This is a genomic window from Labrys wisconsinensis (genome assembly GCF_030814995.1).
Taxonomy (GTDB): domain Bacteria; phylum Pseudomonadota; class Alphaproteobacteria; order Rhizobiales; family Labraceae; genus Labrys; species Labrys wisconsinensis.
On the sequence record NZ_JAUSVX010000014.1, the window covers coordinates 203114 to 227325 of the forward strand.

The following is a 24212-nucleotide window of genomic DNA, read 5'->3' on the forward strand; positions in this document are numbered from 1 at the left end:
TCACAGCTTGGCGTGGACGAGCGACTGCGTATAGGGGTGCTGGGGATCCTGGAAGATCTGGTCGGCCAGGCCTTCCTCGACCACACGCCCGCGCCGCATCACCATGACGCGGTCGGCCATGGTGCGGATCACGCCGAGATCGTGGCTGACCAGCACCATGGTGATGGCGCGCTCGCGCTGCAGGCGCTTCAGCGTGTCGAGCACCAGGGCCTGCACCGAGACATCGAGGCCGGTGGTCGGCTCGTCGAGCAGCAGCAGCGCCGGCTCGAGCGCGATCGCCTTGGCGAGCTGCACGCGCTGCTGCATGCCGCCGGAGAGCTCGATCGGCCTTGCGTCCATGCGTTCGAGCGGGAACTCGGAGGCATCAAGCGCATCCCGGGCCCGCGAGCGCAGGGCCGAGAAGCGCCGTTCGCCCGCGATCAGCAGGCGCTCGGCCACGTTGCCGGACGAGGAGTTGCGCATCAGCAGCCCCTGATGCGGATTCTGGTAGACGATGCCGATATGGCGCGCGCACAGCATCCGGCGCGCGAAGCGCTCGAGCGCGAAGAGATTGCCCTCGGCGCCGGCGACCGCGAGGCGGTAGTCGCCGGCGTCGGGGCTGTCCTCCAGGTTCATCATCCGGAGCAGGGTCGACTTGCCCGAGCCGGATTCGCCGACGATGCCGAGCACCTCGCCGGGATAGACGGTGGCATCGACGTCCTCGAGCGCCGTGACCGGCCCGAAGCGGCGGGAGATGCCGCGCATGGTCAGGACCGGTCCGGCGCGCATCAGGCGCGGCGGGTCGAGGTCGCGCCGGACGGGCGCCATCGCGGCGGTGCTCATCGCATCGCTCCGTCGCGGTACCAGGTCTCGCCGATGGTCACGCTCTCGCCTTCGGCGCGGCGCAGCGCCTTTTCGCCGAGGCCGCTGTCGGAGATCTCGAAGAGCGAGCCGCCATCGGCCTGCGGGATCTCGTTCATGAAGAAGCCCTCGAGCCCCGTGCGGGCGCAGGTGAGCCCGGCATGGTCCTCGATCCTGTAGGGCACGTCGGAGAAGGCCAGGGGCTCGACCCTGGTGAAGGGCGGCACGGCGTGGAGACGCTTCTCGCGGCCGGCCGAGAGCAGGGTGAGATGGCGCGCCATGTCGAGCTTCGGCACGTCCCAGCGCGGGATCGGCGAGGGCGTCATGACGTGCCGGCCGTTGACCAGCGAGGGATAGGAGGCTCCCTGCATGATGCGGCCGGCCCGCAGCATCTGCTCGTAGAGGATCAGCCAGAGCCGGGCATAGTCGGCATCGGCATGCATCTGCCGCGCCAGCGAGATGTGCGGCTGGACCGGCCGGAGCGGCTCGGGATTGGGAACCTGGAGCACGAGGATCTGGTCGTCCCGCATCACCTCCTCCGGGATGCGGTGGCGAGACTGGATGATCGTCGCCTGGCAGGTGTCGGTGGTCTCCCGCGCCCCCGACACTTTCGACAGGAAGCGCCGGATCGAGACGGCGTTGACGCCGTCATCCGCGCCCTGGTCGATGACCTTGACCACGCAGGCGGGGTTGAGCAGCGTCAGCGTCACCTGCAGGCCGCCGGTGCCCCAGCCGCGCGCCATCGGCACCTCGCGGCTGGCATAGGGCATCTGGCAGCCGGGCACGGCGATCGCCTTGAGCGTCTTGCGACGCAGCTCCCGCTTGGCCGAGGGGTCGAGGAAGCCGTAGCTCATCGGCTGCCACGGCCTGGTGAGTTGCGCCAATCCGCTCATTCCGCCGGCTCCCTTTCCGGTTCGTCGACTTCGGCGGCCGCCTTCGCCTGCCGCGCGCCGCGCAGGGCGTCGAGCGCGGACTGGAAGGTGACGTAATGCGGCAGCTTGAAGTGCAGGCAGAAGCCGGAGGCCTCCACCGGCTCGGTGTGGTAGAGGAAGAACTCCTCCTCCAGGGCCGAGCCGATCTCCGCCTTCGCGGCATTGAGATCGAGCGTGCCGCCGGCGATGACCTTGACCTCGTTCCAGCCGAGCGTGGCCGAGAAGCCGAGATCGATCGTGTCCGTGCCGCCCTTCGCGGCGATCTCGGCCTGCGAGACCTTGACCCGCCCGGCCGAGAAGACCGTTCCGCGGGGATGCGAGACCCTGACCTCGGCCTCGGCCAGCCTGAGCTCGTTGACCGTCGGATGGGCCGGGCCATAGCCGCGCATCGCGGCATAGCCCAGGGCCAGGACGCCGCCGGTATCGGCGCGGGCGAGGCTCTGCAGCCGGTGCGCGCGGCCCGCCGGAAACAGCAGCGGCTCGCGCGTCAGATCGGGGATGTCCTCCTTGGCGACCTCTTGGCGCGCCGGCGTGGCGACCAGGCCTTCGGCCCTCAGCCAGTCGGCGAGCAGGGGTTGGCGGGCCGGGGCGGGATCGGCGGCGGGCTCCACCGGATCGGGGGCGAAGCGCTCGCCTTCCAGCACCTCGGTGCGCAGGATCCGGTGGGAATAGTCGAGCGTCGGCCCGAGGATCTGGCCGCCGGGAATGTCCTTGAACGCGGCCGAGATGCGGCGGTGGACGAAGAGCCCGTCCTGCGTCAGCGGCTCGGCGACGGCGAGCCGCGGCTGGGTCGTCCGCCAGGCGCGCAGCAGCAGCACCGCCTCGTAGAGGTCGCCGCCCGCCTGCGCCAGCGCCAGCGCGGCGAGATCGGGCGCATGGAGCGAGGCCTCGCCCATGATCCGGTCGACGAGCCAGGGCAGGGCGCGTCCGATCTCCGCGACGCGGCGCGCATCGATGGCGCCGAGGCCCTGGCGATAGAGCCGCTCGGATTGTTCGATCGCCCGCTCGCCGCCGCGAGCCGCCACATAGGCCATCAGAGCACCTCCACCAGGGTCGAGCGCGGCAGGCAGACCACCCGGCGCCCCTCGACGAGCACGAGCTCGAAGCCGGCCGGATAAGGGATGCGCGCCCGCGCCGCCCAGAAAGCCGGAGCGATCGCGGGGGCGATGGTCACGGCCCCGTCGACGCCGGGCCCGGTCAGCCGCAGAAGCCGGCCGCCGGCGAGCGTCACGGACGCCACCACCGTCGCGCCCTGGTCGGGATAGAGCGCCGAGCCCGCCGCCACCGAAGCCGCGACGGCCGCCGTCAGATCGCCGGACAGGAAGAGATGGTCGGCCTCCTCCAGGGCGACAAAGGCCGCGCCGGTGCGCGCCAGCGGCTCGCGCAACCCGGCATCGTCGCAGTGGATGCGCGTCTCCAGATCGACGAGCGCGAGGGCGACGGGCAACAGGCCGGTGTCCGGCAGCAGCCGCGCCGTGCCGGGCCTGGCCATGGCCCACATCACCGCCTCGAAGGTGGCGTTGTCCCGACGCTCGTCGGCGTCGGGAACCGGGAAGACGGCCGCGTTCATCCGAAGGTCTCCATCTCGACGCGGGTCGCCTCAACCGCGCGCAGGGTCCGGCGGTCCGTCTCGGCGAGGATCGCGGCCTCGGCTTCGACGAAGGCGCCGATCCGCTCCTGCGCCATGCCTGCGAAGGCGGCGGCATCGATCAGCGCCATCGCCATGGCGTGCTCGAGGTCGCGGCCGACGACCATCCCGTAACCCTGGACGCCGGCCAGCTTCACCTGCGCCTCCGCGACGAGCACCTCGCCGAGATGGAAATCGACGCCGCGGACGGTGTCGCGCATCGGCACCATGACGAGGCCGGTGCGGCTCCTGAGCACTTCCACGGTGCCGAGCTCGGGCAGGAGCTCCTCCGCGAACGCCTTGATCCGGCCCGCATCGCCGTGGGCAAGCGTCTCCAGCAGGCGGCGATGGGCTGCCTGTCCGTCGTCGATCGTCATGGCTCTGTCCCTCCTGCCGCTGCGAGAAGCGCTATTCGGCGTCGCCGCCGCGATGGGGGAAGCGGACCGGGCCATCGTCCACGCCCTCGAACACGAACTGGACCCGGCTCGCGGCCCAGATGCCCTCGGCGTGGCCGATCGGCACGCCTTGCCCGTCGACGTCGACCTTGCGCACGACCAGGACCGGCTGATCGATGTGCTGCTGGAGGAGCTCGGCCTCCTCCTCACGCGCCCGGCGGGAATGCACGCTGGTCGAGTGGCGGAAATATTCGGTGACGCCATGGGCGTGATAGGCCTCCGTAACCGACAGGCCTTCGCGACGCAGCCGCGCCCAGTCGGGAAACCGGATGGCGCATTGAAAGCTGAAGCCAAGATTGATCGGCACGCCGTCGGCCATGTCCCGCCGCAGCAGGCGGTGCACGGGCGCGCCTTCGGCGAGCCCCAGCGCCTCGGCGACAGCGGGCGAAGCCGGCACGATATCCTCGGCGATGGTCTCGCCGCCCGGCTCGAACCCCTGGGACAGCAGGTTCTGCCGGAAGCGCGTGCGCCGACCGACGTGATAGTTCAGCTTCGGCGCATCCTCCACGAAAGTCCCGCGGCCCTGCTCGACGCTCAGCTTGCCTTCCATGGCGAGCGCCGCCATGGCGCGCCGCACGGAGTGGCGGCCCGCGTCGAACATGCGGCAGAGCTCGGGCTCCGTCGGCAGCCGGGTGCCGGGGCGGAGCGTTCCCGCGGCAATCTCATCCGAGATCCGGTCCCGGATAGCCCGCCACGCATCCCTGCCCATCCGACGCCCCAATTCATCCGAATGAATCCAGGCTGGAGCAGGCGTGCGACACGCGTGTGACGGGCTCGCGATCTCGACCGGCGATCCGCCCGGCTTCAGGCGCGGGGCTGCCGCGCGAGCCAGTCGGCGGTCCTGCCGGAGGCCATGGCGACGGCCCCGGCGATCCCGAGCCCGTCGAGCAGCGCCAGCGCCAGGGCGCCGCAGAAGCGGTCGCCCGCGCCGATGCTGCTGCGCAGCCCGTCGACCGGCTTCGTGGCAACGGTGACGGACGTGGTGCCGTCATGGATTGTGACGGGGCGCGGCCCGTCGGTGACGACGAGCGCCTTGAGCCGGCTGCCGGCGAGCGCCGTCGCGCGCGTCCAGACCGCGCCGACATCCGGGCCGACGTCGGCGCGCGAGGAGACGACGTAGTCGGCCGGTCTCACCGTCGCCGGCCGCAAGGGCAATTGCGAGATCACCAGCGGAATCTGCGCAAGCACGTGTCGCAGGCCGTCGTCGAGCCCGAGGGCATTGACATAGGCGGCGGCCACCTCCGGCGCCGCCACAAGGCGCAGCGGCTGCCGGCTGGCGCGCGCGGCAAAGAGGATCGTGCGCTCGCCGCCCGGATCGAGCAGGATGTCGGGCGGCTCGGTCTCGCCCGCCAGCAGCTCGACGTGCTGCGTCTCGAAGCCGAGCTCCCTCAGCGCCTCCAGGGCCGACAGGCCGAGCGCGTCCTGCATCAGGCGGGAGACCAGCACGACGCCGGCGCCCAGCTCGAGCAGCGCGCTGCCGGTGTGAAAGCCGCCGCCGCCGAGTTGCACAGTCTTGTCGCGGACCTGCAGCCGCCCGCCGGGGACCAGCGGGGCTTCGAGCCGCCAGATCCGGTCGTGATTGACGCTGCCGACGACGAGGACACGGTGCATGACAGCCTCTGGGGCGCTCGGCGGCTCTCGATGCCGGGGGCGAACGCGGCCCACGATGAAGCGCTGCGCGATCGGGAACAAGACCAGCGCCTGTCGCGACTGGGCCACAAAACATTCGAATGATTTGTGGCGCGGCTCGATCACAGCGATGTGACGCCGGCGTCGAAAGGGGCCGGGGAGGCGGGCCGCAACGGTCGAGACCACCGGTTTCCGGAAGGGCCCGAGGACGACGCTGGCCGACCGCCCCCGACCCTCGGGTTGGCCGGCTCCCACATTCGCCCGGTCCTGTGCCAAGATTCCTGCGCGTGCACGCACAAAACGCCACACCATGCCGTCCGGTTTGGGGTAAACCACTCCCCTGCAGTGAGCGGGGCGGATCCGCTCGGAACCAGAAGCGGTCGATCGATGAGTTACCAGAGTGCACAGCCTTTCCCGTTCGAGAAGAGCCCGAGCGCCGTTGCGGCGGCCGAGCGCGAAGCGCTGCTTCGCAATCCGGGCTTCGGCCGCGTCTTCACCGACCACATGGTGACGATGCGCTATTCTCAGGAGCACGGCTGGCACGACGGGAAGATCGGGCCGCGCGGCGCCTTCCCGCTCGACCCGGCCACGCTGGTGCTCCACTATGGCCAGGAGATCTTCGAGGGCATGAAGGCCTATCGCCTGCCGGACGGCGGCGCTTCGCTGTTCCGGCCCGATGCCAATGCGCGCCGCTTCCGCAGCTCGGCCGAGCGTCTCGCCATGGCGCCGCTGCCGGAGGAGCTGTTCCTGCAATCCGTGCGGGCGCTGGTGCGGACCGAGCGGGACTGGATCCCCGCGGCCGAAGGCGCCTCGCTCTATATCCGGCCGTTCATGTTCGCCACCGAGGTCCTGCTCGGCGTCAAGCCGTCGGCCGAGTATCTCTACTGCATCATCGCTTCGCCCGTGGGCTCCTACTTCAAGAGCGGGGCGCCGGCGGTGACGCTCTGGGTGTCCGAGACCTACACGCGGGCGGCTCCCGGCGGCACCGGCGCCGCCAAATGCGGCGGCAACTATGCCGCCAGCCTCGCCGCCCAGGCCGAGGCCACCGCCGAAGGCTGCGAGCAGGTGGTGTTCCTCGATGCGGTGGAGCGGCGCTGGGTCGAGGAGCTCGGCGGCATGAACGTGTTCTTCGTCTTCGACGACGGCTCGCTGCAGACGCCGCCGCTCGGCGGCACGATCCTGCCGGGCATCACCCGCGATTCGCTGATCGTGCTCGCCCGGGATCTGGGGTTGACCGTGCGCGAGGAGCCCTATGCCATCGATCAGTGGCAGGCCGACGCGCGGAGCGGGCGGCTGACCGAGGCCTTCGCCTGCGGCACCGCGGCGGTGGTCACGCCGATCGGCACGGTGAAGGGGCGCCGGCACGGCTTCACCATCGGCGAGGGCGGCGCCGGGCCGGTGGCCGCCCGCCTCAAGGCGGCGCTGCTCGACATCCAGAACGGACGGGCTCCCGACCGCCACGGCTGGCTGGACCGGCTGGCCTGAAGGGGCCGACCGCGCCCTTGCACGGATCAGGAGTTGCGGACGTGACGCAGACGACAGGGGGCCTCGGCTCTCCGCCGCAGGAGGCGGTCGGCTTCATCGGCCTCGGCGTGATGGGCCGGCCCATGGCGCTCAACCTGGCCAGGGCCGGCACCCCGCTGGTCGTCTGGAATCGCTCGCCGGACGGTGCCGCGGTGCTTGGCGCGGCGGGCGCGAGCGTGGTCTCGGACGTTGCGGCGGTGTTTGCCCGCGCCCGCGTGGTCATCCTGATGCTGGCCGACGAGGCGGCGCTGGACGCGGTGCTCGGTCGTGGCACGCCCGGCTTTGCGGCGCTGGTCGCCGGCCATGTCCTCGTCTCGATGGGATCGAACGCGCCGGGCTATTCTCGCGATCTGGCGACCGACATCCTCGCGGCGGGCGGGCGCTATGTCGAGGCGCCGGTGTCCGGCTCGCGCAAGCCTGCCGAGGCGGGCGAGCTCGTCTGCCTCATCGGCGGCGAGCCGGACACCGTCGCAGAGGTTCGCCCGCTGCTTGCGCCGATGTGCCGGGAAACGCTGGCGTGCGGCCCGGTCGGCCATGCGCTCCTGATGAAGCTGGCGGTCAATCTCTATCTCAACACCATGCTCGCCGGCCTCGCCGAGGCCGTGCATTTCGCCGACCGGCACCGGCTAGACCTTGCCACGTTCGAGGCTGCGATCGGCGCCGGCCCCATGGCCAGCGACGTGACGCGCGTGAAGCTTCCCAAGCTGGTCGCGCGCGATTTCTCGGTGCAGGCGGCGACGGCCGACGCCTTCAACAGCACCCGCCTCATTGCCGCTGCCGCACGTGCCGCCGGGCTCGCCTCGCCGCTGCTCGACCTCGCCAGCGCGCTCTACGGCGAGAGCGTCGGGCTCGGCAACGGCCGGCTCGACATGGTGTCGGTCCTGGCGGCGATCGAGGCCCGGACGGAGGCGATCGCCGCCGCCCCGGCCGCCGGTCGGGAGGCCTGAGCGGGCGCCGGTCAGGCGCGCTGCTGCCTCGCCGAGACGAGCCTGTTCCGGCCTCGCCGCTTCGCCTGGTAGAGGAGCCTGTCGGCGCCGCGTATGGCGACGTCGAGATCTCTGTCGACGGGATAGAGGCCGCCGGAAACCGTGATCTGGCGGTCGGGAAGGATCGTCGTCGCCGCGACCGTCTCGCGCAGGCGATCGATGATCGCTTCGGCCTGGGCGATCGTCGTGTCCGGCATGTGGATGGCGAATTCCTCGCCGCCCCAGCGTGCGACCATGTCGGTCGCCCGGATATGGTGCCGGATCAGCCTTGCGACGGCCTTCAGCGCCTCGTCGCCGGCGAGATGGCCGAGCTCGTCGTTGACCGCCTTGAAGCGGTCGATGTCGATGAGCGCGATCGTGCCGCGCGACGCGCCGACCTGCTGGAGGAGGGCCCGCCGGTTGGCGACACCCGTCAGGGGGTCCTGGTTGGCCTGCTCCTGCGCCTCCTTGAGCAGGCGCTCCGCCGTGTCGATGGCCCATTTCGCCGAGGTCGCGAGCTTGCCGATCTCGTCCTCCGACCGATGCGTGATCTCGACCACCCGCCCATGTTCGGAGAATGCGTGGAGAGCATCCGTGATGGCGACGATCGGCGTCGTCTCGCGATGGATGGCGAAGAGGCTCACCACCGTCGCCGCCAGCGTCGCCCCCAAGAGAACCAGCAGGCTGACCACGCTGATTTTTTGGGCACTGATAATATAGACGGCCAATGCCGATATGAGCGGCAAGTGTGTCGATAGAAAAACAATCAGAAAAAGCCGGAGGGAAAGGGAGCGTCGCACGAGCATACGGCAGGAGGCCCTTCATTTGTCGACAGTGATGTCGAAAATGTCCTTGCGATTGCGTTTCCGATATCAGGTTAGCTGTGCATTGCGCTGCGAGGCAAGGGTGCGTTCGGTCTCGGCCATGCCCGGCGGGCTGTTCCGATCGAGCATGGTTAAGCGTCGGTGTCGCACATTCGCCCGATGCGATCGAGCACGGCGGACGCCGCGGCCGGACGTTCGTCTCGTCGGCTGCAACGAGCTTCCGGGGCCGGCGGGCGGGTCGTGGACGCCCGCCACCGGCATCCCGTGAGGCCTCTCACAAGGAGCGGGACACCGCGATCGGGCGGGCGGCGTTGCGGGTCGTCGCCGAGATGGCGCCGGCGGCGCCGTAGGTCCTGGCGGAATTGCGCGTCGCGACCTCCTCCGCCACGCCGCGCACCAGCGTCTCGGAGACCGAGCGCGCCGTGGCGAGCACCGCCATGTTGACCTGCAGCTCGCTGCGGAACGCTTCGTGCCGGCGCCTGAGCTGCTCGACCAGCACGGGCGCATAGCGCCCGACGATCGCGGCATGGCTGCGCAGGGTCTCCAGCGCCAGGGCATATTGGCGCGACAGCTCCGCCTTGCTGTCGTGCAGATCGGTCGCCGCGCGGAGCTGCGCGGCCCGCACCAGGCGCGTCTCCTCCGCGACGATCGGCGCGAGGCGGTCGAGGATGCCGCCGATCTCGGCGCAGAGCCTCTCGGCATCGGCCCGGCCGGCGATGCTGCGTGCGGAGAGGGCGAGCGGCTCGCGTTCCGTCATGGCGGTTCCTTTCTCTTCGGCGTGTGGTCAGGCGCCCGCATGTTCCTGCAGGGCGAGAATGTCGCGATAGACGTTGTCGGCGACGCCGATGCCGCCCGACTTGGCGATGGTGCCGGCATATTGCTGCACCAGGAGGCTGCGCCAGGCGCTGCCGGCCTCGCCCTCGCCGAGCGGGCCTTCCTTGCCGAGGCCGGCGAACATCTCCTGCACCATGGTCTGCAGGAACACCGACTCGAAATCCTCGGCCTGGGCGCGGGCCTTCCCCTGGGGCGAGCCGGCCGCGGCGCCGCGGCCGGTGTCGGTTGCGGCGGCGATGCGGGCGCCGGCGGCGTAGAGCGGCAGGCCGGCCATCACATCACCTCGATCTCGGCCTGGAGCGCGCCGGCCGCCTTGATCGCCTGCAGGATCGAGATCAGGTCGCGCGGCCCGACGCCGAGGGCGTTGAGGCCGTCGACCAGCTCGCGCAGCGTCACGCCCGGGCGGATGGTGGCCAGGCGCCGGCCCGAGCTGTCGTCGACGCTGATGCCGGTGCGCGGCACCGCCACCGGCGGCGCGTTGGTGAAGGGCGCCGGCATCGCCACCTGCGGCGTCTCGGTGATGGTGACGGTGAGGTTGCCCTGGGCGATCGCCACCTCCGAGACCCGCACGTCCCGGCCCATGACGATGATGCCCGACTGCTCGTCGATCACCACCTTGGCCGGCAGGTCCGGCTCGACCCGGAGCTGCTCCACCTCGGTCAGGAGCTGCACGATGTTGCCGGCGTAGCGGTTCGGCACGCGGATGGCGACCGTGCCGGGATTGGTCGGCTCGGCGACGCGCTGGCCGATATATTCGTTGATGGCGGCGCCGATGCGCTTGGCCGTGGTGAAGTCCGGGTTGCGCAGGGCAAGGCGCAGCATCGTCAGCTTGGAGAAGTCGAAGGCGATCTCGCGCTCGACGACGCCGCCATTGGCGATGCGCCCGACCGTCGGAACGCCGCGGGTGACCTTGGCCGCCGCGCCCTCGGCCTGGAAGCCGGCAATGGCGACGGACCCCTGCGCCACCGAATAGACCTCGCCGTCGGCGCCGAGCAGCGGGGTCACCAGCAGCGTGCCGCCCTGCAGGGACTTGGCGTCGCCGAGGGCGGAGACGCTGACGTCGATGCGCGTGCCCTGCGTGGCGAAGGGCGGCAGGTTGGCGGTGACCATCACCGCCGCGACATTGCCGGTGCGCAGATTGGCGCCCCGGGTGTTGACCCCGAGCCGCTCCAGCATGGCGGTCAGCGACTGCTTGGTGAAGGCGGCGTTGTTGAGAGTGTCGCCGGTGTTGTTGAGGCCGACCACCAGTCCGTAGCCGATCAGCTGATTCTCGCGCACGCCTTCGATGTCGACGAGGTCCTTGATGCGGGATTCGGCCTGCGCCGGCGCGGCCGCGAGGGCGAGAGCCATGGCGAGAGCGGCGAGGGCGAGGCGGGCGGGGAGGGGCAAGCGCATGGCGAACCTGACGATCGTGCCGGCGCCGCCGGCATTGCACCTTCAGGCTTGCAAGGCTTCTGCCACTTCAGGGAAGTTTCTCAAGATATTGATAAAATTACATATTATTCCGAATAGCCTGATGCCACCCCGGCCCTGGGCGGCAGGCCCTGCCGGCCCCGGTCGGCAAGAATTGCCGGCTTCTTTACGCCGCGTTAACCCTGTCTGCCGATAAATCCGACACCTTACATCGCTCGGGGGCGGCATGCATATCGACGGCGCGGGGCGCGTCAGGGACCAGAGGCCGCTCGGCGCGGCCGCCCGTCCGTCCGGAGCGGGAGCCGCCTTCTCCCTGGGCGTGACGCAGGGCGGCGCCGAGCCGGCCGCGGCCCGCTCGGCGCCGGCGCTCGCCGGCCTCGATGCCATGCTGGCGCTGCAGGCGGTCGAGGATCCGCTCGCGCGCAGGCGCAAGGCGTTGCGCCGCGGCCGCCGCCTGCTCGACCTGCTCGACGGCCTCAAGGTCGCCATGCTCGACGGTGCGGTATCCGCCGCCGACATCGGCCATCTCGCCGCCCTGCTGCACGACAGCCGCGAGGGGGTGGACGACCCCGGGCTCGAATCGGTGCTGGCGGAGATCGACGTCAGGGCGGCGGTCGAGCTCGCCAAGCTCGATCGGGCGCGGACCTGACGCTCAGGAAGCCCCGGACGGCGCGTCAATTCGTCGTTCGGATGACGTTCTTCGCGATTGTCCCGGCCGCGATGTCCGACTATAGACCACGCCTTGAGGTGCAGTGGAGAGTCGGCAGATGATGTCGATGAGTTTGGACGCTGACTACCGTCCGAGTGACGACGAGCCCTTTATGAACGAACGGCAGCGCGACTATTTCCGTCGTAAACTGCTGAGCTGGAAGCAGGACATCCTCCGGGAAGCCCAGGACACCATCGCCAACCTGCAAGCCGAGAACGAGAATCATCCCGACCTGGCCGATCGTGCCTCGTCGGAGACGGATCGGGCGATCGAGCTTCGGGCACGCGACCGCCAGCGCAAGCTGATCTCCAAGATCGATGCGGCGCTGACGCGGATCGAGGATGGGTCCTACGGCTATTGCGAGGAGACGGGCGAGCCCATCTCGCTCCGCCGCCTCGATGCCCGCCCGATCGCGACGTTGTCGCTGGAGGCGCAAGAGCGGCACGAGCGCCGCGAGCGCGTCTACCGCGACGACTGAGAAAAAACCCGGCTTCGAGCCGGGTTTTTCTTGGGCGCGCGTGGCGGCCCAGTCTCGGCGGCGCCATTTGTCGCGTCCGCCGTGCTTGACTTCCGCCGCGGCGTCCGCTCGACATCGTGCGATGTCCGAGCCACGGCACAGAACCCTGACGCGCAAGGCGGCGCGCCGGCCGTCCCGATGGGGCGGGCGGCGTGCAGGGCTGCGCTGCGGCCTCGCCGCCCTGCTGGTCGTCGCGCTGGTGCTCGGCGGCCTCGGCCGCATCGCCATGGCGCAGGCCGGCTCGGGCCATGCGCGGGTGGTGATCGCCGGCATCGCCGTCTCGCTGTGCGAGACCGGCGCCGATGCCGCGTCGGCCCCGGACAAGGACGCGCATCACGACTGCGACCAATGCGCCCTGCGGCTGACGGCCGTCCTTGCCGCGCCGCCCCCCGTCTCCGTGCCCGTCCGGTTGGCGACGGCGCTGACCCTGCACTCCGCCGGGCCGGCCGTCGCGGCGGGCGGGCCGACCTGGCCGGCACACCGGGCCCGGGGCCCGCCGGTGGCCTGAGCCCAAGCCGCGTCTCGTGGCTTCAGCCACGACTTGATGCTGCTCGGACTGCCAAGTGTCAGCAGGTTCGGGAGAACCTGCTCAGCCACCATCCCGTTCCATCTCCATCGCCACCGGGCGCGGCTGCGCCCGTGCCGATGTCCAGGATATCATCATGCACCGGTCCATTCTCGCGAGCACGCTTGCGCTTCTCCTCGTCTCGACCCCGGCCCTGGCCCACCAGGCCAGGATCGGCAATCTCGTCATCCACCATCCCTGGACCCGGGCGACGCCGTCGGGCGCGGCGGTTGCCGGCGGCTACACCATCATCGAGAACACCGGCAGGACGGCCGACAGGCTGGTCGGCGGCGGCATCGGCGCCGCGGCCGGCTTTGCTCTGCACGACATGGCGATGAAGGACGGGGTGATGTCGATGAGCCCGGTCGAGGGCGGGCTGGAGATCCCCGCCGGCGGCAAGGTGGAGCTGAAGCCGGGCGGCCTGCACATCATGTTCACCGGGCTGAAGCACGCGCTGAAGGAGGGCGAGATGGAGGAGGGCACGCTGGTCTTCGAGAAGGCCGGCACCTTGAAGCTCGACTTCATGGTCGAGGCCATGGGGGCCAAGGGCGGCCACGGGATCATGGCAGGCCATGATGACATGGCCGGCGAGTAAGGCAGCAGACAGATCCCTTCGAGAGACACATCGATGTCGTCGCGCACGAGAATGATCGCCTACGCCGTCTGGGGCGCCACGGTGCTGGCCGTGGCCGTCCTGGCGCTGGGCTACACCCAGTTCGGCTGGTTCGCTTCGAGCGGGCCGGCGCTGACCAGCTCGATCGGCGGGCCGTTCACCCTGGTGGACCAGAACGGCCGCGCCGTCACCGAGAAGACCTTCCTCGGCAAGCCGACCGCCTATTTCTTCGGCTATACCCATTGCCCCGACGCCTGTCCGACCACGCTGATGGACATGACCGACCGCCTGAACGCGCTTGGGCCGGACGGCGACAAGTTCAACGTCGTCTTCATCTCGGTCGACCCGGAGCGCGACACCAGCGCGCTCCTGAAGCTCTATCTGGAGAGCTTCGACCCGCGCATCACCGCCGCCACCGGCACGCCAGAGGCCATCGCCTCGGTGATCAAGGCCTTCCACGTCTATGTCCGCAAGGTCGGGGAGGGCGATGGCTACACCTTCGACCATTCCACGGCGGTCTATCTCATGAACGCCAAGGGCGACCTGGTGACGCTGATCGACTATCAGGAGGCCAGGGACGCGGCCATCGCCAAGATGCGGCGGGCCCTCGCCTCGTGAGGCGCCTGCTCGCCGTCGCCGCCGCGCTCCTCGCCGGAGGCGCGGTGGGCGTGCTCGCCCCGCGCCTTCTCGCCGACCGGCCGGCGCCGTCCGCGCCGGCCGAGGTGCCGGCGATGCCGCCGGCCGCCAGCTTCGACCCGGTGTTCGAGCCCTGCGCCCATTGCCACCAGATCGGCGTGGGGGCCCGCAGCAGCACCGGGCCGGCGCTCGAGGGCGTGATCGGGCGGCGGGCCGGCAAGGCCGCCGGCTATCCCTTCTCGGCGGCGATGCGCGGCAGCGGCCTCGTCTGGGACGAGGCGAGCCTGTCGCGCTTCATCGAGGACCCGCAGGGCCTGGTGCCCGGCACCCGCATGATCTTCACCGGCATCGACGATCCCGAGCGGCGCGCGGCGATCGTCGCTTATATCGCCAAGGCGGGCGGCCGGCCCTGAGCCGGCCGGTCCTCATTTCACCGAGCCCGCCGTCAGGCCCTTGACGATGTAGCGCTCGAGGAACACCGCGATGATGGCGAGCGGCGCGATCGCCGCGGTGGAGAGCGCCGCCATCGACCACCAGTTGATGCCCTGCGATCCCGTCTGGCTCGCCACCATCACGGGCAGCGTCTTGGCATTGGAGCTGGTGAGCAGGGCAGCGAAGAAATACTCGTTCCAGCAGATCACCACCGAGAGGATGAAGGCCGCCACCATGCCGGGCAGGGCGATCGGCAGCACGATGCGGCCGAAGGCGCCCCAGATCGAGCAGCCGTCGACATAGGCGGCCTGCTCCAGCTCGTTCGGGATGGCGTCGAACTGGTCGCGCATGATCCAGATCACGATCGGCAGCACGGTAAGGGTGTAGAGCGCGATCAGGCCGATGCGGGTGTCGAGCAGCGCCAGCTCCTTGTAGAGGACGAGGAAAGGCATGGCGAGCACGACGGGCGGCAGGATCAGCTGCGACAGGAAGAAGAACGAGATGTCCTTGTTGCGCCAGAACAGGAACTTGTAGTCGAAGCGGCTGAGGCCATAGGCGGCGAGCGAGCCGATCGCCACCGCCAGGAGCGAGGCGCCGACCGACATCACGATGCTGTTCTCGAAGCGGGCGAGGAACTCGTCGCGCACGGTCGAGGTCTGGAACAGCGTGTCGGGCGAGAGGCCGAGGGAGCGCCAGCCCTTCCAGTCCGGCTTGAAGTCGAGCCAGGGGATGAGGTGGCCCTGGGTGACGTCGACCGCGACCTTGAACGAGGTCGTCACCGTCCAGTAGATCGGGAACAGCGAGATGAACGCCCACAGGATCAGCGCGCCGTAGACGAGGCAGCGCAGCAGCGTGTGCCGGGCGAGGCCGGCCGAGGGCCGCATGCGCCGCGCCGGGGCCGAGGGGAGCGAAAGGCTTGCCAAGCGGGGCGGCTCCATGACGGGTCAGGTGGTCTTGCGCATCCAGCGGCTGGCCAGGGCCAGCAGCAGGGTGACGAAGATCACGATCAGGACGAAATAGAACTCGGCGAGCATCGTGCCGTAGCCGACATTGGAGCGGTCGCGGTACTCGCGGAAGATGAAGCTCGACACCGTGTCGGTGGCCCCGCCCGGCCCGCCGGCGGTGACGTTGATGACGATGTCGGCGAGCTTCAACTCGAAGATGATGCGCAGGATCACCGCCGTGACGCTGACGGGCAGCATCAGCGGGAAGGTGATCAGCCGGAAGGACTGCCAGGCGCCGGCGCCGTCGACCTTGGCGGCCTCGATCACCTCGCGCGGCAGCGCTTGCAGGCCGGCGAGCAACAGGATCATCACAAAGGGGATCGAGACCCAGGCGTCCATCGCCATGATGCTGAGCCGCGCGATCCAGGGGCTGGTGAAGAAGGATGGATTGTCCCAGCCGACGAAGCGGGCGAAGGTCGCCGCCGGGCCGAAGCGGTATTCCATGATCGACTTGCCGATCATCCAGCTCACCGCCACGGGGCTGAGCATGAAGGGCAGCAGGAAGACGACGCGGAAGAATTTCCGCGCCCGGATGTCGGCGTTGAGCAGCAGAGCGAGCGCGAAGGCGATGGCGTACTGCACCAGCACGGCCAGCACGTAGAACACCATGTTGAGGAGGGCGTTCCAGAAATAGGCGTCCTGGAACAGGGTATAGAGATTGTCGAGGCCGTTGAAGCGGCGGCCGGCCAGCGAGCTGAGATTCCAGTCGGTGAAGGCGATATAGAGCCCGAACACGGTCGGGAAGATCGCCATGGAGATCGTGAACAGCACGGCCGGCAGCACGAACAGCGCCTTCTGGCCCGCTTCGCCGCGCATCATCACCTGGCCCGCGCCCAGGGCGAGCGACCAGGCGAGATAGGCATAGAGCGTCGGCCGCCAGGTCTCGAAGCCGCCGCCGATCACGCCGGCGGTGGTGAGGATCTGGTAGAGCGCCATGCCGGCGAGGCCGAGCGAAGCCAGGACGATGAGCCGGCGCCCCGCCGCCCGGCGGCCGGCCGGGACATGGCGCGAGACGAGGCTGTGCCCGGGCGAGGCAGGCAAGGCGGAGGCGTGGTCCATCGCAGTCCTGTTCAGGCTGGCGGCGCCGCGGCTGCGCCGCGCGCGAGGCGGGGACCGGCGGCGGACGCGGGAGGCCCGCCGCCGGACCGGGGTGGCGGCGGGCTAGATGCCGAGCGAAGCCTTGTAGAGCGCGATCTGCTTGTCGCGGCCGATCTGGTCGGTCAGCTTCTCCCAGGCGGCCGCGATGTTGTCGGCGCCGGTCTTGGCGTCGACCTTGCCGGCGAAGATCTTCGCCAGCTCGTCCTCCGCCAGGCTGTAATACTGGAAGATGCCGGGAATGCGCGGCTCGATCGCCCGGTTGGGGTGGTTGTAGGAGCCGGACTGCGAGGCGAGGTAGGAGCTAATATAGTCTTTATTGTATCCGGCGCCGATCCACTCGTCGAGGTTGAAGTGGCTCATGCGATGGACCTGGAAGCCCGAAGGATACATCACGGTCCACAGCGACAGGTCCTTGCCGCCGAGATGGGCCGCCGCGCTCCAGGCGGCCTTGTGCTTCTTCTCGTCGCCGTCGACGCGGGCCATGACATAGACGCCCCAGCCGAGATAGGCGCAGTTCGGGGCATGGTTCGGGCCGCTGGGAAGCTTGTCCCACTGGCCGGTCTTGGCGTTGTAGACGTCGTCCGAGCCCGGCAGGATGTCGAAGCCGACGACGTTGCCGATCACGGAGGTGTCGCTGGTGTTGGCGATCTGGCCGATGTCGCCCCACCAGGACAGCATCGAACCGGTGCCGGCGAGGAACTGCTGGAAGCCGGTCGTGCCGGGGTCGGCGTTGAGCTGGTCGGCCGGCTCGGCGGGCAGGGCGTCGACGACGTCCTGGATGGCGCGGACCCAGGCGGGGTTGTTGACGCGCGGCTTCATCGTGTCGATGTCGAACAGCCAGGCCTTGTCGTCGGGGTGCTTGGCATAGGCCGAGGCGCGGCTGCCGAGGAAGTAGAATCCGAAGCCGCCCCAGGCCTTCGGCGCGTCGAGATAGCCGTAGACCTCCTTGCCCTGGAACTTCTGGGTCTTGAGGAACTTGGTGACGGCCTGCACCTGCTGCCAGGTCTTGGGCACCGCCCAGTCCGTGGTGTTGCCGGCCGCCTTCCAGGCCTTGGCCAGGTCCGCGTCGGCGAAGACGTCGGTCCGGTAGTTGAAATTGTGGCAGTCGCCGTCGATGGTGACGCGGTAGGCCTTGCCGTCCCAGGTGCCGACCGGCGGCTTGAGGTAGGCGACGTAGTCGTCATAGTCGATCTGCTTCTTGACCCAGTCCGGCATCGCGGAGGCCAGGCCCTTGCCGCAGACGTCGCCCTCGAAGGGCGCGCCCATCTCCAGGATGTCGAAGTCGACCGTGCCGGTGGCGATCGCCTGCTGCAGGCGCGGGTTGTAGTCGGCCTGGGCGAGGTCGATCCAGGTGATCTTGGCGCCGGTATAGGCCTCCCAGGGCTTGAGGAAGCCGCGGAACAGCAGGTTGTGCAGGTTCTGGTTGTTGAGGCCCATGAAGCTGAGCTCGACACCGGCGAACTCGCCCTCCTTGACGCTCGCCTTGGTCGCGCCGAGGCAGAGCTCGCCGACCTTCTGCCAGTCCGCATCGGTGGGCGAGCCCTTGCCGACGCCCGGGATCTGCAGGATCTGGGCCCGGACGTCGCTCTGCGCCGCGGCGGGCGTGGCCGCGCCGAGCGCGCCGCCGGCGCCGAGCGCCAGGGCGCTGACGCCGGCTGCGCCCTTCAGGAGGTCGCGCCGGCTCGCCTGCCAGCGCAGAAAGTGCTCGTAATCCTTTGTGTTCACGTCAGAATCCTCCCTTGGATGCGATTTCGGGATGCGATCTCGCTGGCTTTTCCTGCCGACGGCGTTGCAGCCGAACCGTCCCTTGCGGAACGGCGCGGATGGTCGCCGCGCTGGTCTTCTTGCGGCTTGCGCCGTCTGGTCCCACCCCCACTTTCCCGACCTTGGCGCGCGAGATCAATGCGGCCGGCACCAGCGGACGCGAATTTTTTCATACTTTACGTAAAATTTTTCAATCGTAAAGTATCAAGGGGAAGCTTAGGGGACGGTCGAGGGAGGCCTGGTGCGGGAAGTCCGATCTTCTGCAAAAAGGTCACGATATCCTCCAATCGAGTAAAGTGACGCCGCTTGTCGCTCCGGCAGGCGACGGCCCGGCGCGGGCGCCGCGACGCGGCATGTCACGCGAGGGTCACGCGATTGGCAGCACTCCGTCATATTGAGTGATAACCAATTGATTTTGCGTGAGAATTCCAAAATTTCATTTGCGCGCGATTAAGGTTTGCGCTGCAATATGAATCGCGTCGTGCACACGGAGGTTCCTGCAATGGTGTCAGTTGCGTTCCGCCGCCAGATCGAGGGCTATGGCCTGACGACCGCCAACATCCTCTACCGGCTGCCCGATCATCCCGCCCTGCTCCAGACCTATGTCTGGCAGGACTACGACCTGGCGCCGGTGTTTCCGGAGCTGAAGAAGTTTCTGGACTTTTGGCGCGCCAAGCTCGATGGCATCCTGCATTCGGTCACCGTGGCCCATTCCGGGCTGATCGGTCCGGCCGAGTTGCGGGCAGTCGGCAGCGAGTTCAGGATCCACTGAGGGGGGCCGCATTGCCCCGGCCTTGCGCGGAGGCGATGTGGACGGGAAGTACGAACGGGCCGCCCGGCGGCTCATCGCCCATCTCGGCGAGGTGTTGCAGGCCGATCTGGCGGTGGAACTGTGGACCGGCGAAGTGCTGCCGCTCGGCCGCGAAGCGCGCACGGACCTGCGCCTGCGGATCGCCGGCCCCGAGGTGATCACGCGGCTGGTGCGCCGCCGCAGCTTTGCTGCTCTGATCGAGTCTCTGGCCGAGGGCGGCCTGACCATCGAGGGCGGCACCTTGCTCGACCTCGCCGAGCGGCGCGGCTCGATGAACACCAAGGGCCTGTTCAAGCGGTTGGACAAGCTGGAGATGGCGCGCCAGCTCTGGCCCTTCCTGCTGCGCCGCGCGGCCAGGCCGGCCACCGCCGGCCACGCCTATGCCGGGCCGGTTCGGGACAAGGTCGCCGCCGGGCGCGACGACAAGGCGCTGGTCCAGTTCCACTACGACCTGTCCAACGCCTTCTATGCGCTCTTTCTCGACGAGACGATGGTCTATTCCTGCGCCTATTGGCCCAGGCCCGAGACCACGCTGCACGAGGCGCAGGTCGCCAAGCTCGACATGATCTGCCGCAAGCTGCGCCTCCAGCCGGGCGAGCGCTTCCTCGACATCGGCTGCGGCTGGGGAGCGCTGGTCTGCCACGCCGTCCAGCATTACGGCGTCACCGCCCATGGCGTGACGCTGGCGCAGGAGCAGTTCGACTTCGCCAGGGCCAGGATCGCCCGGCTGGGCCTCGAGGACCGCGTCACCATCGAGCTGAAGGACTACCGCCACCTCGAAGGCACCTACGACAAGATCGCTTCGATCGGCATGTTCGAGCATGTCGCCCTCGCCGATCACGACCGGTATTTCGCGCAGATGCACAAGCTGCTGCGGCCACGCGGGCTCTACCTGCATCACGCCATCACCCGGCCGGCCAAACGCGACATGAAGCGGCTGAAGACGCGGCCGGAATTCACGGCCATGACGCAGTATATCTTTCCCGGCGGCCAGCTCGGCACCGTCGGCGACACCGCCATCAGCCTCGAGCGTCACGGCTTCGAGGTGCACGACGTCGAGGCCTGGCGCGAGCATTATGCGCGCACGCTGCGCGCCTGGACCGAGAACCTCCATGCCGCGCGCGAGGCGGCGGCGAGGGAGGTCGGCGAGGCCAAGACGCGCATCTATCTCGCCTATCTCGCCGGCTGCGCGCTCGCCTTCGAACGCTCGGGCCTGGCGATCTTCCAGACGCTGTCCTCGCGCCGGGCCAGGGGCCCGTCCGGCCTGCCACCGACGCGCGAGGACCTCTACCGAGGCTGAGATGCGGCCGCTCCGGCGCGAGAGAGCTGGGCTTGATCGCCGCCTGCCGTAAAGATCGTGAAGCATTCGTAAATTCTTATGGCGAGTCTCAACTTCAGGATGTAGGAGGTGCTCCTTGTTGACGTAGGTGAGCTGGGGAGCTCCATGAAAAGACTTTTGGTGGGCGCGATGGTCCTCGCGCTGGGTGGCTGTGCCACCGTCACGCGCGGCACGACGGATCAGGTCCAGGTGATCAGCACGCCCTCCGAGGCGCAGGTGACAACCTCGATCGGCAATCAATGCCCGTCTACGCCTTGCACGTTCGAGGTTGCACGCAAGAGCGAGTTCATCGTCACGCTCAGGAAGCCGGGCTTTCAGGACGCCCAGGTGCCCGTGAACACCCGCATCGCCGGCTCCGGAGCCGCAGGGTTTGCCGGAAACGTGTTGATTGGCGGCATCGTCGGTATGGGGGTCGATGCCGCGACCGGCGCCACCCTGGAACATTTTCCCAATCCGGTCTCCGTGACCCTGGTGCCGCTGGCTCCCGAGCCCGCCAAGCCGCACCCCTCGCGGCGCAGGCCCGTGGCCATCAAGCCTAAGGCTCCTCCAACGGTGTGATTGCTGGATTTCCGGCTGAACGGACCGGCAAGTCTACAGATTGATGGTTGGGGTCGCTCGTCCGATGCAATGAGCGGCCCCGCGTTTCGACACATGGGCCGATGGCGGTTGGGAATCGATGAAGCGGCCGTGGATCATTGTTCTCGTTGCCGGGCTTTTGTGCGCGGCCGCCACGCAATTGGTGACCATGTTCGTCATCCAGCCGATAGGAGCGGTTCCTGAGGGACGGACCATCCTGATGTGGAGGCTGGGCTCGCTTCGCTTCATCGACAGCGCCGATGCCTGGTGTGAGAGGAACATGGGAGAAGTGACCCTTCTCTGCCGCATGGGCGTGCTGTCGCGTGTGGCGAAGGAGGGAAACATCATCCTTCGGTTGCCCTATTCTTCGACGCTTTATGAATGGAGCACGGGCGGCAAGACCTATGACCGATGACGCCGCGAGGATGCCGTCCGGGCCGACAGCAAGCGGTTCGGCTGGACCGGCGCCAGCGAGCCTGCTCCGTCCCGACCCGCCAGTATCTCTGGCGTCTGCACCGTGAACGGGCCGGTCTTCAGCCCGGCCAGGGTGCGGATCATCTCCCGCCGCAGCCAGGGCAGCTTCGCCATCGGCCCGAAGGCGAGGTCGCGCGCCCAGGCCGCCGCGGCCGAATCCGATTGGAAGAACGGCGTCAGCAGCGCGCTCGCCGCCTGGTAGAAGCGCACATGCGCCCGCCGGCGCGCGGCATAGGCGGGCAGGGCGTCCGCGACGGGAGCGGCCGCCAGCGCGTCGGCCAGGGCGGCGCCGTCGAGGAGCGCCATGTTGGCGCCCTGGCCGAGCTGCGGGCTGGTCTGGTGCGCGGCATCGCCGACCAGCACCAGGCGCCCGCGCCAGGGCCGGCGCACGGTGAGCTGGGCGTAGCGCGCCGGGGCCAGGGCGGTCGCGTCGGCGAACTGCGCGGTGAGCGTCCGGGTCTGCGGCCAGAGCACCGCCACGTCCTCGCGCCAGCCGTCGAGATCGCCCGCGGCGAAGGCGGCATGGCCCCCGCCCGGCAGGCTCCAGAAGAAGGCGTCGAGCGGGGCCGGATCGTCGGGCAGGCGGCCGATGGGCAGCACGCCGATCATGAAGCGGGCACTCCGGTAGCGCTGCTGCAGGACGCCGCGCTCGAACATCGTGTGGCGGCCGACGCCCCAGACCGCGCCATAGCGATAGGGTCGGATCGCGACCGGCCCGAGGCCCTCGCGCAGCTTCGAGCGCGCGCCGCTGGCGTCGACCACCAGGTCGAACGGGCCGAAGCGCCGGCCGCGACTGTCGAGGAGGGTGATGCCCTGCGCGGTTTCCTCGGTACCGGCCGCCTCGACGCCGGCTTCAAGCCCGACCCCTCGCGCCTTCACCGCCTGCCACAGCACGTGGAACAGGCTGGCGCGGTGCATGCCGAGCCCGGCCAGGCCCGGAGCCAGCATGTCGTAGCGCAGGTCGAAGACGGTCCGGCCGGTTGGCTCGGCCCGCCCGTGCAGGCGCTCGATGCGCTGGCCGAGGGCTTCCGCCGCGGCGCGGGCGCCGAGCCGCTCCAGCGCCGCGAGCCCGGTCGGCTGGATCAGCAGCCCGGCGCCGACCGGCCGTGCCGCGTCGAAACGCTCGAAGATCACCGGCCGGTGGCCGGCATCGGCGAGGAAGGCGGCAGCGGCCAGGCCCGCCACGCCGGCGCCGGCGATCGCAATGGACAGGGACGAGGACATGGCGACGTTGCGGACCGGGAAAACCGTGGCAGGATGCGCATCCTGTTCCATTGACCGGCCCGGCGCAACGATCCGGCCGGCGCCCGGGGAGGGGCACCGCCGTGGAGGCCAGCATCGTCACCGTCCGGCCGGAGAGCATGTCCGGATCGCTCCAGAAGCTCGCCATGTTCGTCGGCATCTCCGGCCCGAGCGCCGGTGCCACGCGCCTCAGCCTCTACAAGGTGCTGATCCCGCCTGGCGGTAAGGCCGAGCCGCACAGCCACGCCGGCCACGAGACGGCGATCTATCTCATCAAGGGCCGGGTCGAGACCCGCTACGGCGAGGGCCTGCGCCAATCGGTGATCAACCAGGCCGGCGACTTCATCTTCATCCCGCCGGACCTGCCGCACCAGCCGGTCAACCTCAGCGACACCGAGTTCGCCGAGGCGATCGTGGCGCGCTCCGATCCGAACGAGCAGGAGAGCGTGGTGCCTTATTCGGTCGAGGCGGAGTAGTCCGAACGCTGGCAGGGGGCGAAAGAAGGCCCCGGTCGAGCCCTCTCCTTGCTGTCAGATTGCAGCCAGGGCTTTTGCGATTGCCCCGAAGGGCAGGACCAGAGAAAGCGGTGCGTCATCGAGACGGATCGCCCCATAGCCTTCATACCAGCGCGCCGCCTGGTCGTCCTTGGCGTCGATCAGCAGGGCGACCCCGCCGACTTCCTGCGCGACCGCCATGCAGCGTTTTCCCGCAGCGAGCAGCAGACCTCCTCCCAGCCCGCGCCCCTGTATCGCGCGATCGACGGCCAGGCGGCCGAGACGGTACACCGGCACGTCGTAACGGCCGAGGCCGCGCTTGGCGGTCGCCGGCGTGCGGGCATAGTCCAGTGAGGCGGGGCTGAGCGAATAGAAGCCGAGGATACGAGCGGGCTCTTGCGCCGTCACGGCAACGAAGGTCTTGGCGCCGCCTGTGTCGTGGTTCTGGCGCGCGAAGCGCTGCAGATAGGTGTTGAGCTGCACCTCTCCGCAGTCGAACGCCGCCCGATCATGATGCTTGCCGATCGGCACTTCCAGCCAGGTGAGGGCGCTCACGCGAGGGTCTGGCCGGACCTGGCGGCGCGGATGAGACGATCGGCCGGTGCCGGCGGGTTCTCGAGCAGATCGAGGACGCGCAAGCTGTCGCGCTCCGACAATGCCAGGTGCTCGGCGCGTTCGATCGTAGCCTGCGCATCACGCAGCGCGGAACGCGTGACGAACTCGGTCAAGTCGACATTTGACAGGGCCGCGGCGCGCGCGATCACCGCCTTCTGGGCGGCCGGGATTCGCAGATCGATGCGGCCATTGTCGCTGACGTTACGAGGCATGAGGCATCTCCATACCCCACTATACGGTACGGATTTAATCCGTACAAACAAAAATCTGCGTGGACTCG

The 24212-nt window shown here is 69.3% G+C and carries 31 protein-coding genes; 14 read left to right on the top strand and 17 right to left on the bottom strand.

The genetic code is table 11. The annotated features are described in order from the left end of the window. From QO011_RS30340 to QO011_RS30370, 7 genes are all read right to left on the bottom strand, one after another. Complete coding sequence (locus tag QO011_RS30340; protein WP_307280800.1) at nucleotides 1–822, bottom strand: ATP-binding cassette domain-containing protein; 822 nt, start codon at nucleotides 820–822, stop codon at nucleotides 1–3. Then, the gene (locus QO011_RS30345; RefSeq protein ID WP_307280802.1) at nucleotides 819–1733 is read right to left on the bottom strand and encodes an alpha-D-ribose 1-methylphosphonate 5-phosphate C-P-lyase PhnJ; all 915 of its coding nucleotides are present in this window, start codon (nucleotides 1731–1733) and stop codon (nucleotides 819–821) included. The genes QO011_RS30340 and QO011_RS30345 overlap by 4 nt, the downstream gene beginning before the upstream one ends. Beyond that, a complete protein-coding gene (locus QO011_RS30350; protein WP_307280803.1) occupies nucleotides 1730–2806 on the bottom strand; it encodes a carbon-phosphorus lyase complex subunit PhnI in 1077 nt (358 codons plus the stop codon). The genes QO011_RS30345 and QO011_RS30350 overlap by 4 nt, the downstream gene beginning before the upstream one ends. Next, nucleotides 2806–3342, bottom strand: coding sequence for a phosphonate C-P lyase system protein PhnH (gene phnH, locus QO011_RS30355; RefSeq protein WP_307280805.1), 537 nt, complete (start codon nucleotides 3340–3342; stop codon nucleotides 2806–2808). The genes QO011_RS30350 and phnH overlap by 1 nt, the downstream gene beginning before the upstream one ends. Then, nucleotides 3339–3776, bottom strand: a complete 438-nt coding sequence (gene phnG, locus QO011_RS30360) for a phosphonate C-P lyase system protein PhnG (RefSeq protein ID WP_307280807.1) — start codon at nucleotides 3774–3776, stop codon at nucleotides 3339–3341. Before phnG ends, phnH begins: the two co-directional genes overlap by 4 nt. 31 nt (nucleotides 3777–3807) lie before the next feature. Beyond that, complete coding sequence (gene phnF / locus QO011_RS30365) at nucleotides 3808–4563, bottom strand: phosphonate metabolism transcriptional regulator PhnF (protein WP_307280810.1); 756 nt, start codon at nucleotides 4561–4563, stop codon at nucleotides 3808–3810. 95 nt (nucleotides 4564–4658) lie between these two features. Next, nucleotides 4659–5465, bottom strand: a complete 807-nt coding sequence (locus tag QO011_RS30370) for a PfkB family carbohydrate kinase (protein ID WP_307280812.1) — start codon at nucleotides 5463–5465, stop codon at nucleotides 4659–4661. A gap of 405 nt (nucleotides 5466–5870) precedes the next feature. Between QO011_RS30370 and QO011_RS30375 the strand changes: the two genes are divergently transcribed. Together QO011_RS30375 and QO011_RS30380 are read left to right on the top strand one after the other, a co-directional pair. Next, entirely contained in the window at nucleotides 5871–6968 is a 1098-nt protein-coding gene (locus tag QO011_RS30375) for a branched-chain amino acid aminotransferase (protein ID WP_307280814.1), read from the top strand. A 41-nt stretch (nucleotides 6969–7009) separates the two neighbouring features. Beyond that, the gene (locus QO011_RS30380) at nucleotides 7010–7954 is read left to right on the top strand and encodes an NAD(P)-dependent oxidoreductase (protein WP_307280816.1); all 945 of its coding nucleotides are present in this window, start codon (nucleotides 7010–7012) and stop codon (nucleotides 7952–7954) included. Nucleotides 7955–7965: 11 nt separating this feature from the next. Here the strand turns inward: QO011_RS30380 and QO011_RS30385 are convergent, their stop codons facing one another. The 4 genes from QO011_RS30385 to QO011_RS30400 all read right to left on the bottom strand — a co-directional run bounded on the left by QO011_RS30385 (nucleotide 7966) and on the right by QO011_RS30400 (nucleotide 11025). After that, entirely contained in the window at nucleotides 7966–8664 is a 699-nt protein-coding gene (locus tag QO011_RS30385) for a GGDEF domain-containing protein (protein ID WP_307280818.1), read from the bottom strand. A 406-nt stretch (nucleotides 8665–9070) separates the two neighbouring features. Then, nucleotides 9071–9553 (bottom strand): hypothetical protein, encoded by a 483-nt coding sequence (locus QO011_RS30390; protein WP_307280820.1) that lies wholly within the window; start codon nucleotides 9551–9553, stop codon nucleotides 9071–9073. A 27-nt stretch (nucleotides 9554–9580) separates the two neighbouring features. Next, complete coding sequence (locus QO011_RS30395) at nucleotides 9581–9904, bottom strand: rod-binding protein (protein WP_307280823.1); 324 nt, start codon at nucleotides 9902–9904, stop codon at nucleotides 9581–9583. Then, the gene (locus QO011_RS30400; protein WP_307280826.1) at nucleotides 9904–11025 is read right to left on the bottom strand and encodes a flagellar basal body P-ring protein FlgI; all 1122 of its coding nucleotides are present in this window, start codon (nucleotides 11023–11025) and stop codon (nucleotides 9904–9906) included. Before QO011_RS30400 ends, QO011_RS30395 begins: the two co-directional genes overlap by 1 nt. Nucleotides 11026–11269: 244 nt before the next feature. Here QO011_RS30400 and QO011_RS30405 point away from each other — a divergent pair, with 244 nt between their 5' ends. The 6 genes from QO011_RS30405 (at nucleotide 11270) to QO011_RS30430 (ending at nucleotide 14496) form a co-directional block, all read left to right on the top strand. Beyond that, complete coding sequence (locus QO011_RS30405) at nucleotides 11270–11692, top strand: flagellar assembly protein FliX (protein ID WP_307280828.1); 423 nt, start codon at nucleotides 11270–11272, stop codon at nucleotides 11690–11692. A gap of 121 nt (nucleotides 11693–11813) precedes the next feature. Then, nucleotides 11814–12230 (top strand): RNA polymerase-binding protein DksA, encoded by a 417-nt coding sequence (dksA, locus tag QO011_RS30410; protein WP_307280898.1) that lies wholly within the window; start codon nucleotides 11814–11816, stop codon nucleotides 12228–12230. Between the two features lie 121 nt (nucleotides 12231–12351). Continuing rightward, complete coding sequence (locus QO011_RS30415; RefSeq protein ID WP_307280829.1) at nucleotides 12352–12777, top strand: hypothetical protein; 426 nt, start codon at nucleotides 12352–12354, stop codon at nucleotides 12775–12777. Between the two features lie 154 nt (nucleotides 12778–12931). Next, nucleotides 12932–13429: a copper chaperone PCu(A)C gene (locus QO011_RS30420; RefSeq protein WP_307280833.1), complete on the top strand. Its 498-nt coding sequence runs from the start codon at nucleotides 12932–12934 to the stop codon at nucleotides 13427–13429. Nucleotides 13430–13462: 33 nt separating this feature from the next. Then, complete coding sequence (locus QO011_RS30425; RefSeq protein WP_307280835.1) at nucleotides 13463–14065, top strand: SCO family protein; 603 nt, start codon at nucleotides 13463–13465, stop codon at nucleotides 14063–14065. Further along, nucleotides 14062–14496: a c-type cytochrome gene (locus tag QO011_RS30430; protein ID WP_307280837.1), complete on the top strand. Its 435-nt coding sequence runs from the start codon at nucleotides 14062–14064 to the stop codon at nucleotides 14494–14496. The genes QO011_RS30425 and QO011_RS30430 overlap by 4 nt, the downstream gene beginning before the upstream one ends. Before the next feature lie 12 nt (nucleotides 14497–14508). On the opposite strand, the gene QO011_RS30435 is transcribed toward QO011_RS30430, so the two are convergent. From QO011_RS30435 to QO011_RS30445, 3 genes are all read right to left on the bottom strand, one after another. Then, nucleotides 14509–15399, bottom strand: a complete 891-nt coding sequence (locus QO011_RS30435; protein WP_307280901.1) for a carbohydrate ABC transporter permease — start codon at nucleotides 15397–15399, stop codon at nucleotides 14509–14511. A gap of 60 nt (nucleotides 15400–15459) precedes the next feature. Further along, the gene (locus QO011_RS30440) at nucleotides 15460–16578 is read right to left on the bottom strand and encodes a carbohydrate ABC transporter permease (protein WP_307280840.1); all 1119 of its coding nucleotides are present in this window, start codon (nucleotides 16576–16578) and stop codon (nucleotides 15460–15462) included. Nucleotides 16579–16680: 102 nt separating this feature from the next. Further along, the gene (locus QO011_RS30445; RefSeq protein ID WP_307280843.1) at nucleotides 16681–18342 is read right to left on the bottom strand and encodes an ABC transporter substrate-binding protein; all 1662 of its coding nucleotides are present in this window, start codon (nucleotides 18340–18342) and stop codon (nucleotides 16681–16683) included. A gap of 98 nt (nucleotides 18343–18440) precedes the next feature. Here QO011_RS30445 and QO011_RS30450 point away from each other — a divergent pair, with 98 nt between their 5' ends. The 5 genes from QO011_RS30450 (at nucleotide 18441) to QO011_RS30470 (ending at nucleotide 21522) form a co-directional block, all read left to right on the top strand. Further along, a complete protein-coding gene (locus QO011_RS30450) occupies nucleotides 18441–18581 on the top strand; it encodes a hypothetical protein (protein WP_307280845.1) in 141 nt (46 codons plus the stop codon). 302 nt (nucleotides 18582–18883) lie between these two features. Further along, the gene (locus QO011_RS30455) at nucleotides 18884–19153 is read left to right on the top strand and encodes an usg protein (RefSeq protein WP_307280848.1); all 270 of its coding nucleotides are present in this window, start codon (nucleotides 18884–18886) and stop codon (nucleotides 19151–19153) included. Nucleotides 19154–19190: 37 nt separating this feature from the next. Then, the gene (locus QO011_RS30460) at nucleotides 19191–20492 is read left to right on the top strand and encodes a class I SAM-dependent methyltransferase (RefSeq protein ID WP_307280850.1); all 1302 of its coding nucleotides are present in this window, start codon (nucleotides 19191–19193) and stop codon (nucleotides 20490–20492) included. 144 nt (nucleotides 20493–20636) lie between these two features. Continuing rightward, nucleotides 20637–21089 (top strand): translation initiation factor 2, encoded by a 453-nt coding sequence (locus QO011_RS30465; protein WP_307280852.1) that lies wholly within the window; start codon nucleotides 20637–20639, stop codon nucleotides 21087–21089. A 118-nt stretch (nucleotides 21090–21207) separates the two neighbouring features. Continuing rightward, the gene (locus tag QO011_RS30470; RefSeq protein ID WP_307280855.1) at nucleotides 21208–21522 is read left to right on the top strand and encodes a hypothetical protein; all 315 of its coding nucleotides are present in this window, start codon (nucleotides 21208–21210) and stop codon (nucleotides 21520–21522) included. Here the strand turns inward: QO011_RS30470 and QO011_RS30475 are convergent. Further along, nucleotides 21510–22805, bottom strand: coding sequence for an FAD-dependent oxidoreductase (locus QO011_RS30475; RefSeq protein WP_307280858.1), 1296 nt, complete (start codon nucleotides 22803–22805; stop codon nucleotides 21510–21512). The two genes, QO011_RS30470 and QO011_RS30475, sit on opposite strands and share 13 nt — an antisense overlap. Nucleotides 22806–22906: 101 nt before the next feature. On the opposite strand from QO011_RS30475, the gene QO011_RS30480 reads away from it, so the two are divergent. Next, nucleotides 22907–23299: a cupin domain-containing protein gene (locus QO011_RS30480; protein WP_307280860.1), complete on the top strand. Its 393-nt coding sequence runs from the start codon at nucleotides 22907–22909 to the stop codon at nucleotides 23297–23299. 54 nt (nucleotides 23300–23353) lie between these two features. On the opposite strand, the gene QO011_RS30485 is transcribed toward QO011_RS30480, so the two are convergent. Beyond that, nucleotides 23354–23872 carry a GNAT family N-acetyltransferase gene (locus QO011_RS30485; RefSeq protein WP_307280862.1) on the bottom strand — a complete coding sequence of 173 codons (519 nt, stop codon included), beginning with the start codon at nucleotides 23870–23872 and terminating at the stop codon, nucleotides 23354–23356. Continuing rightward, complete coding sequence (locus tag QO011_RS30490) at nucleotides 23869–24144, bottom strand: type II toxin-antitoxin system TacA family antitoxin (protein ID WP_307280864.1); 276 nt, start codon at nucleotides 24142–24144, stop codon at nucleotides 23869–23871. Before QO011_RS30490 ends, QO011_RS30485 begins: the two co-directional genes overlap by 4 nt. Nucleotides 24145–24212 lie beyond the last annotated feature (68 nt).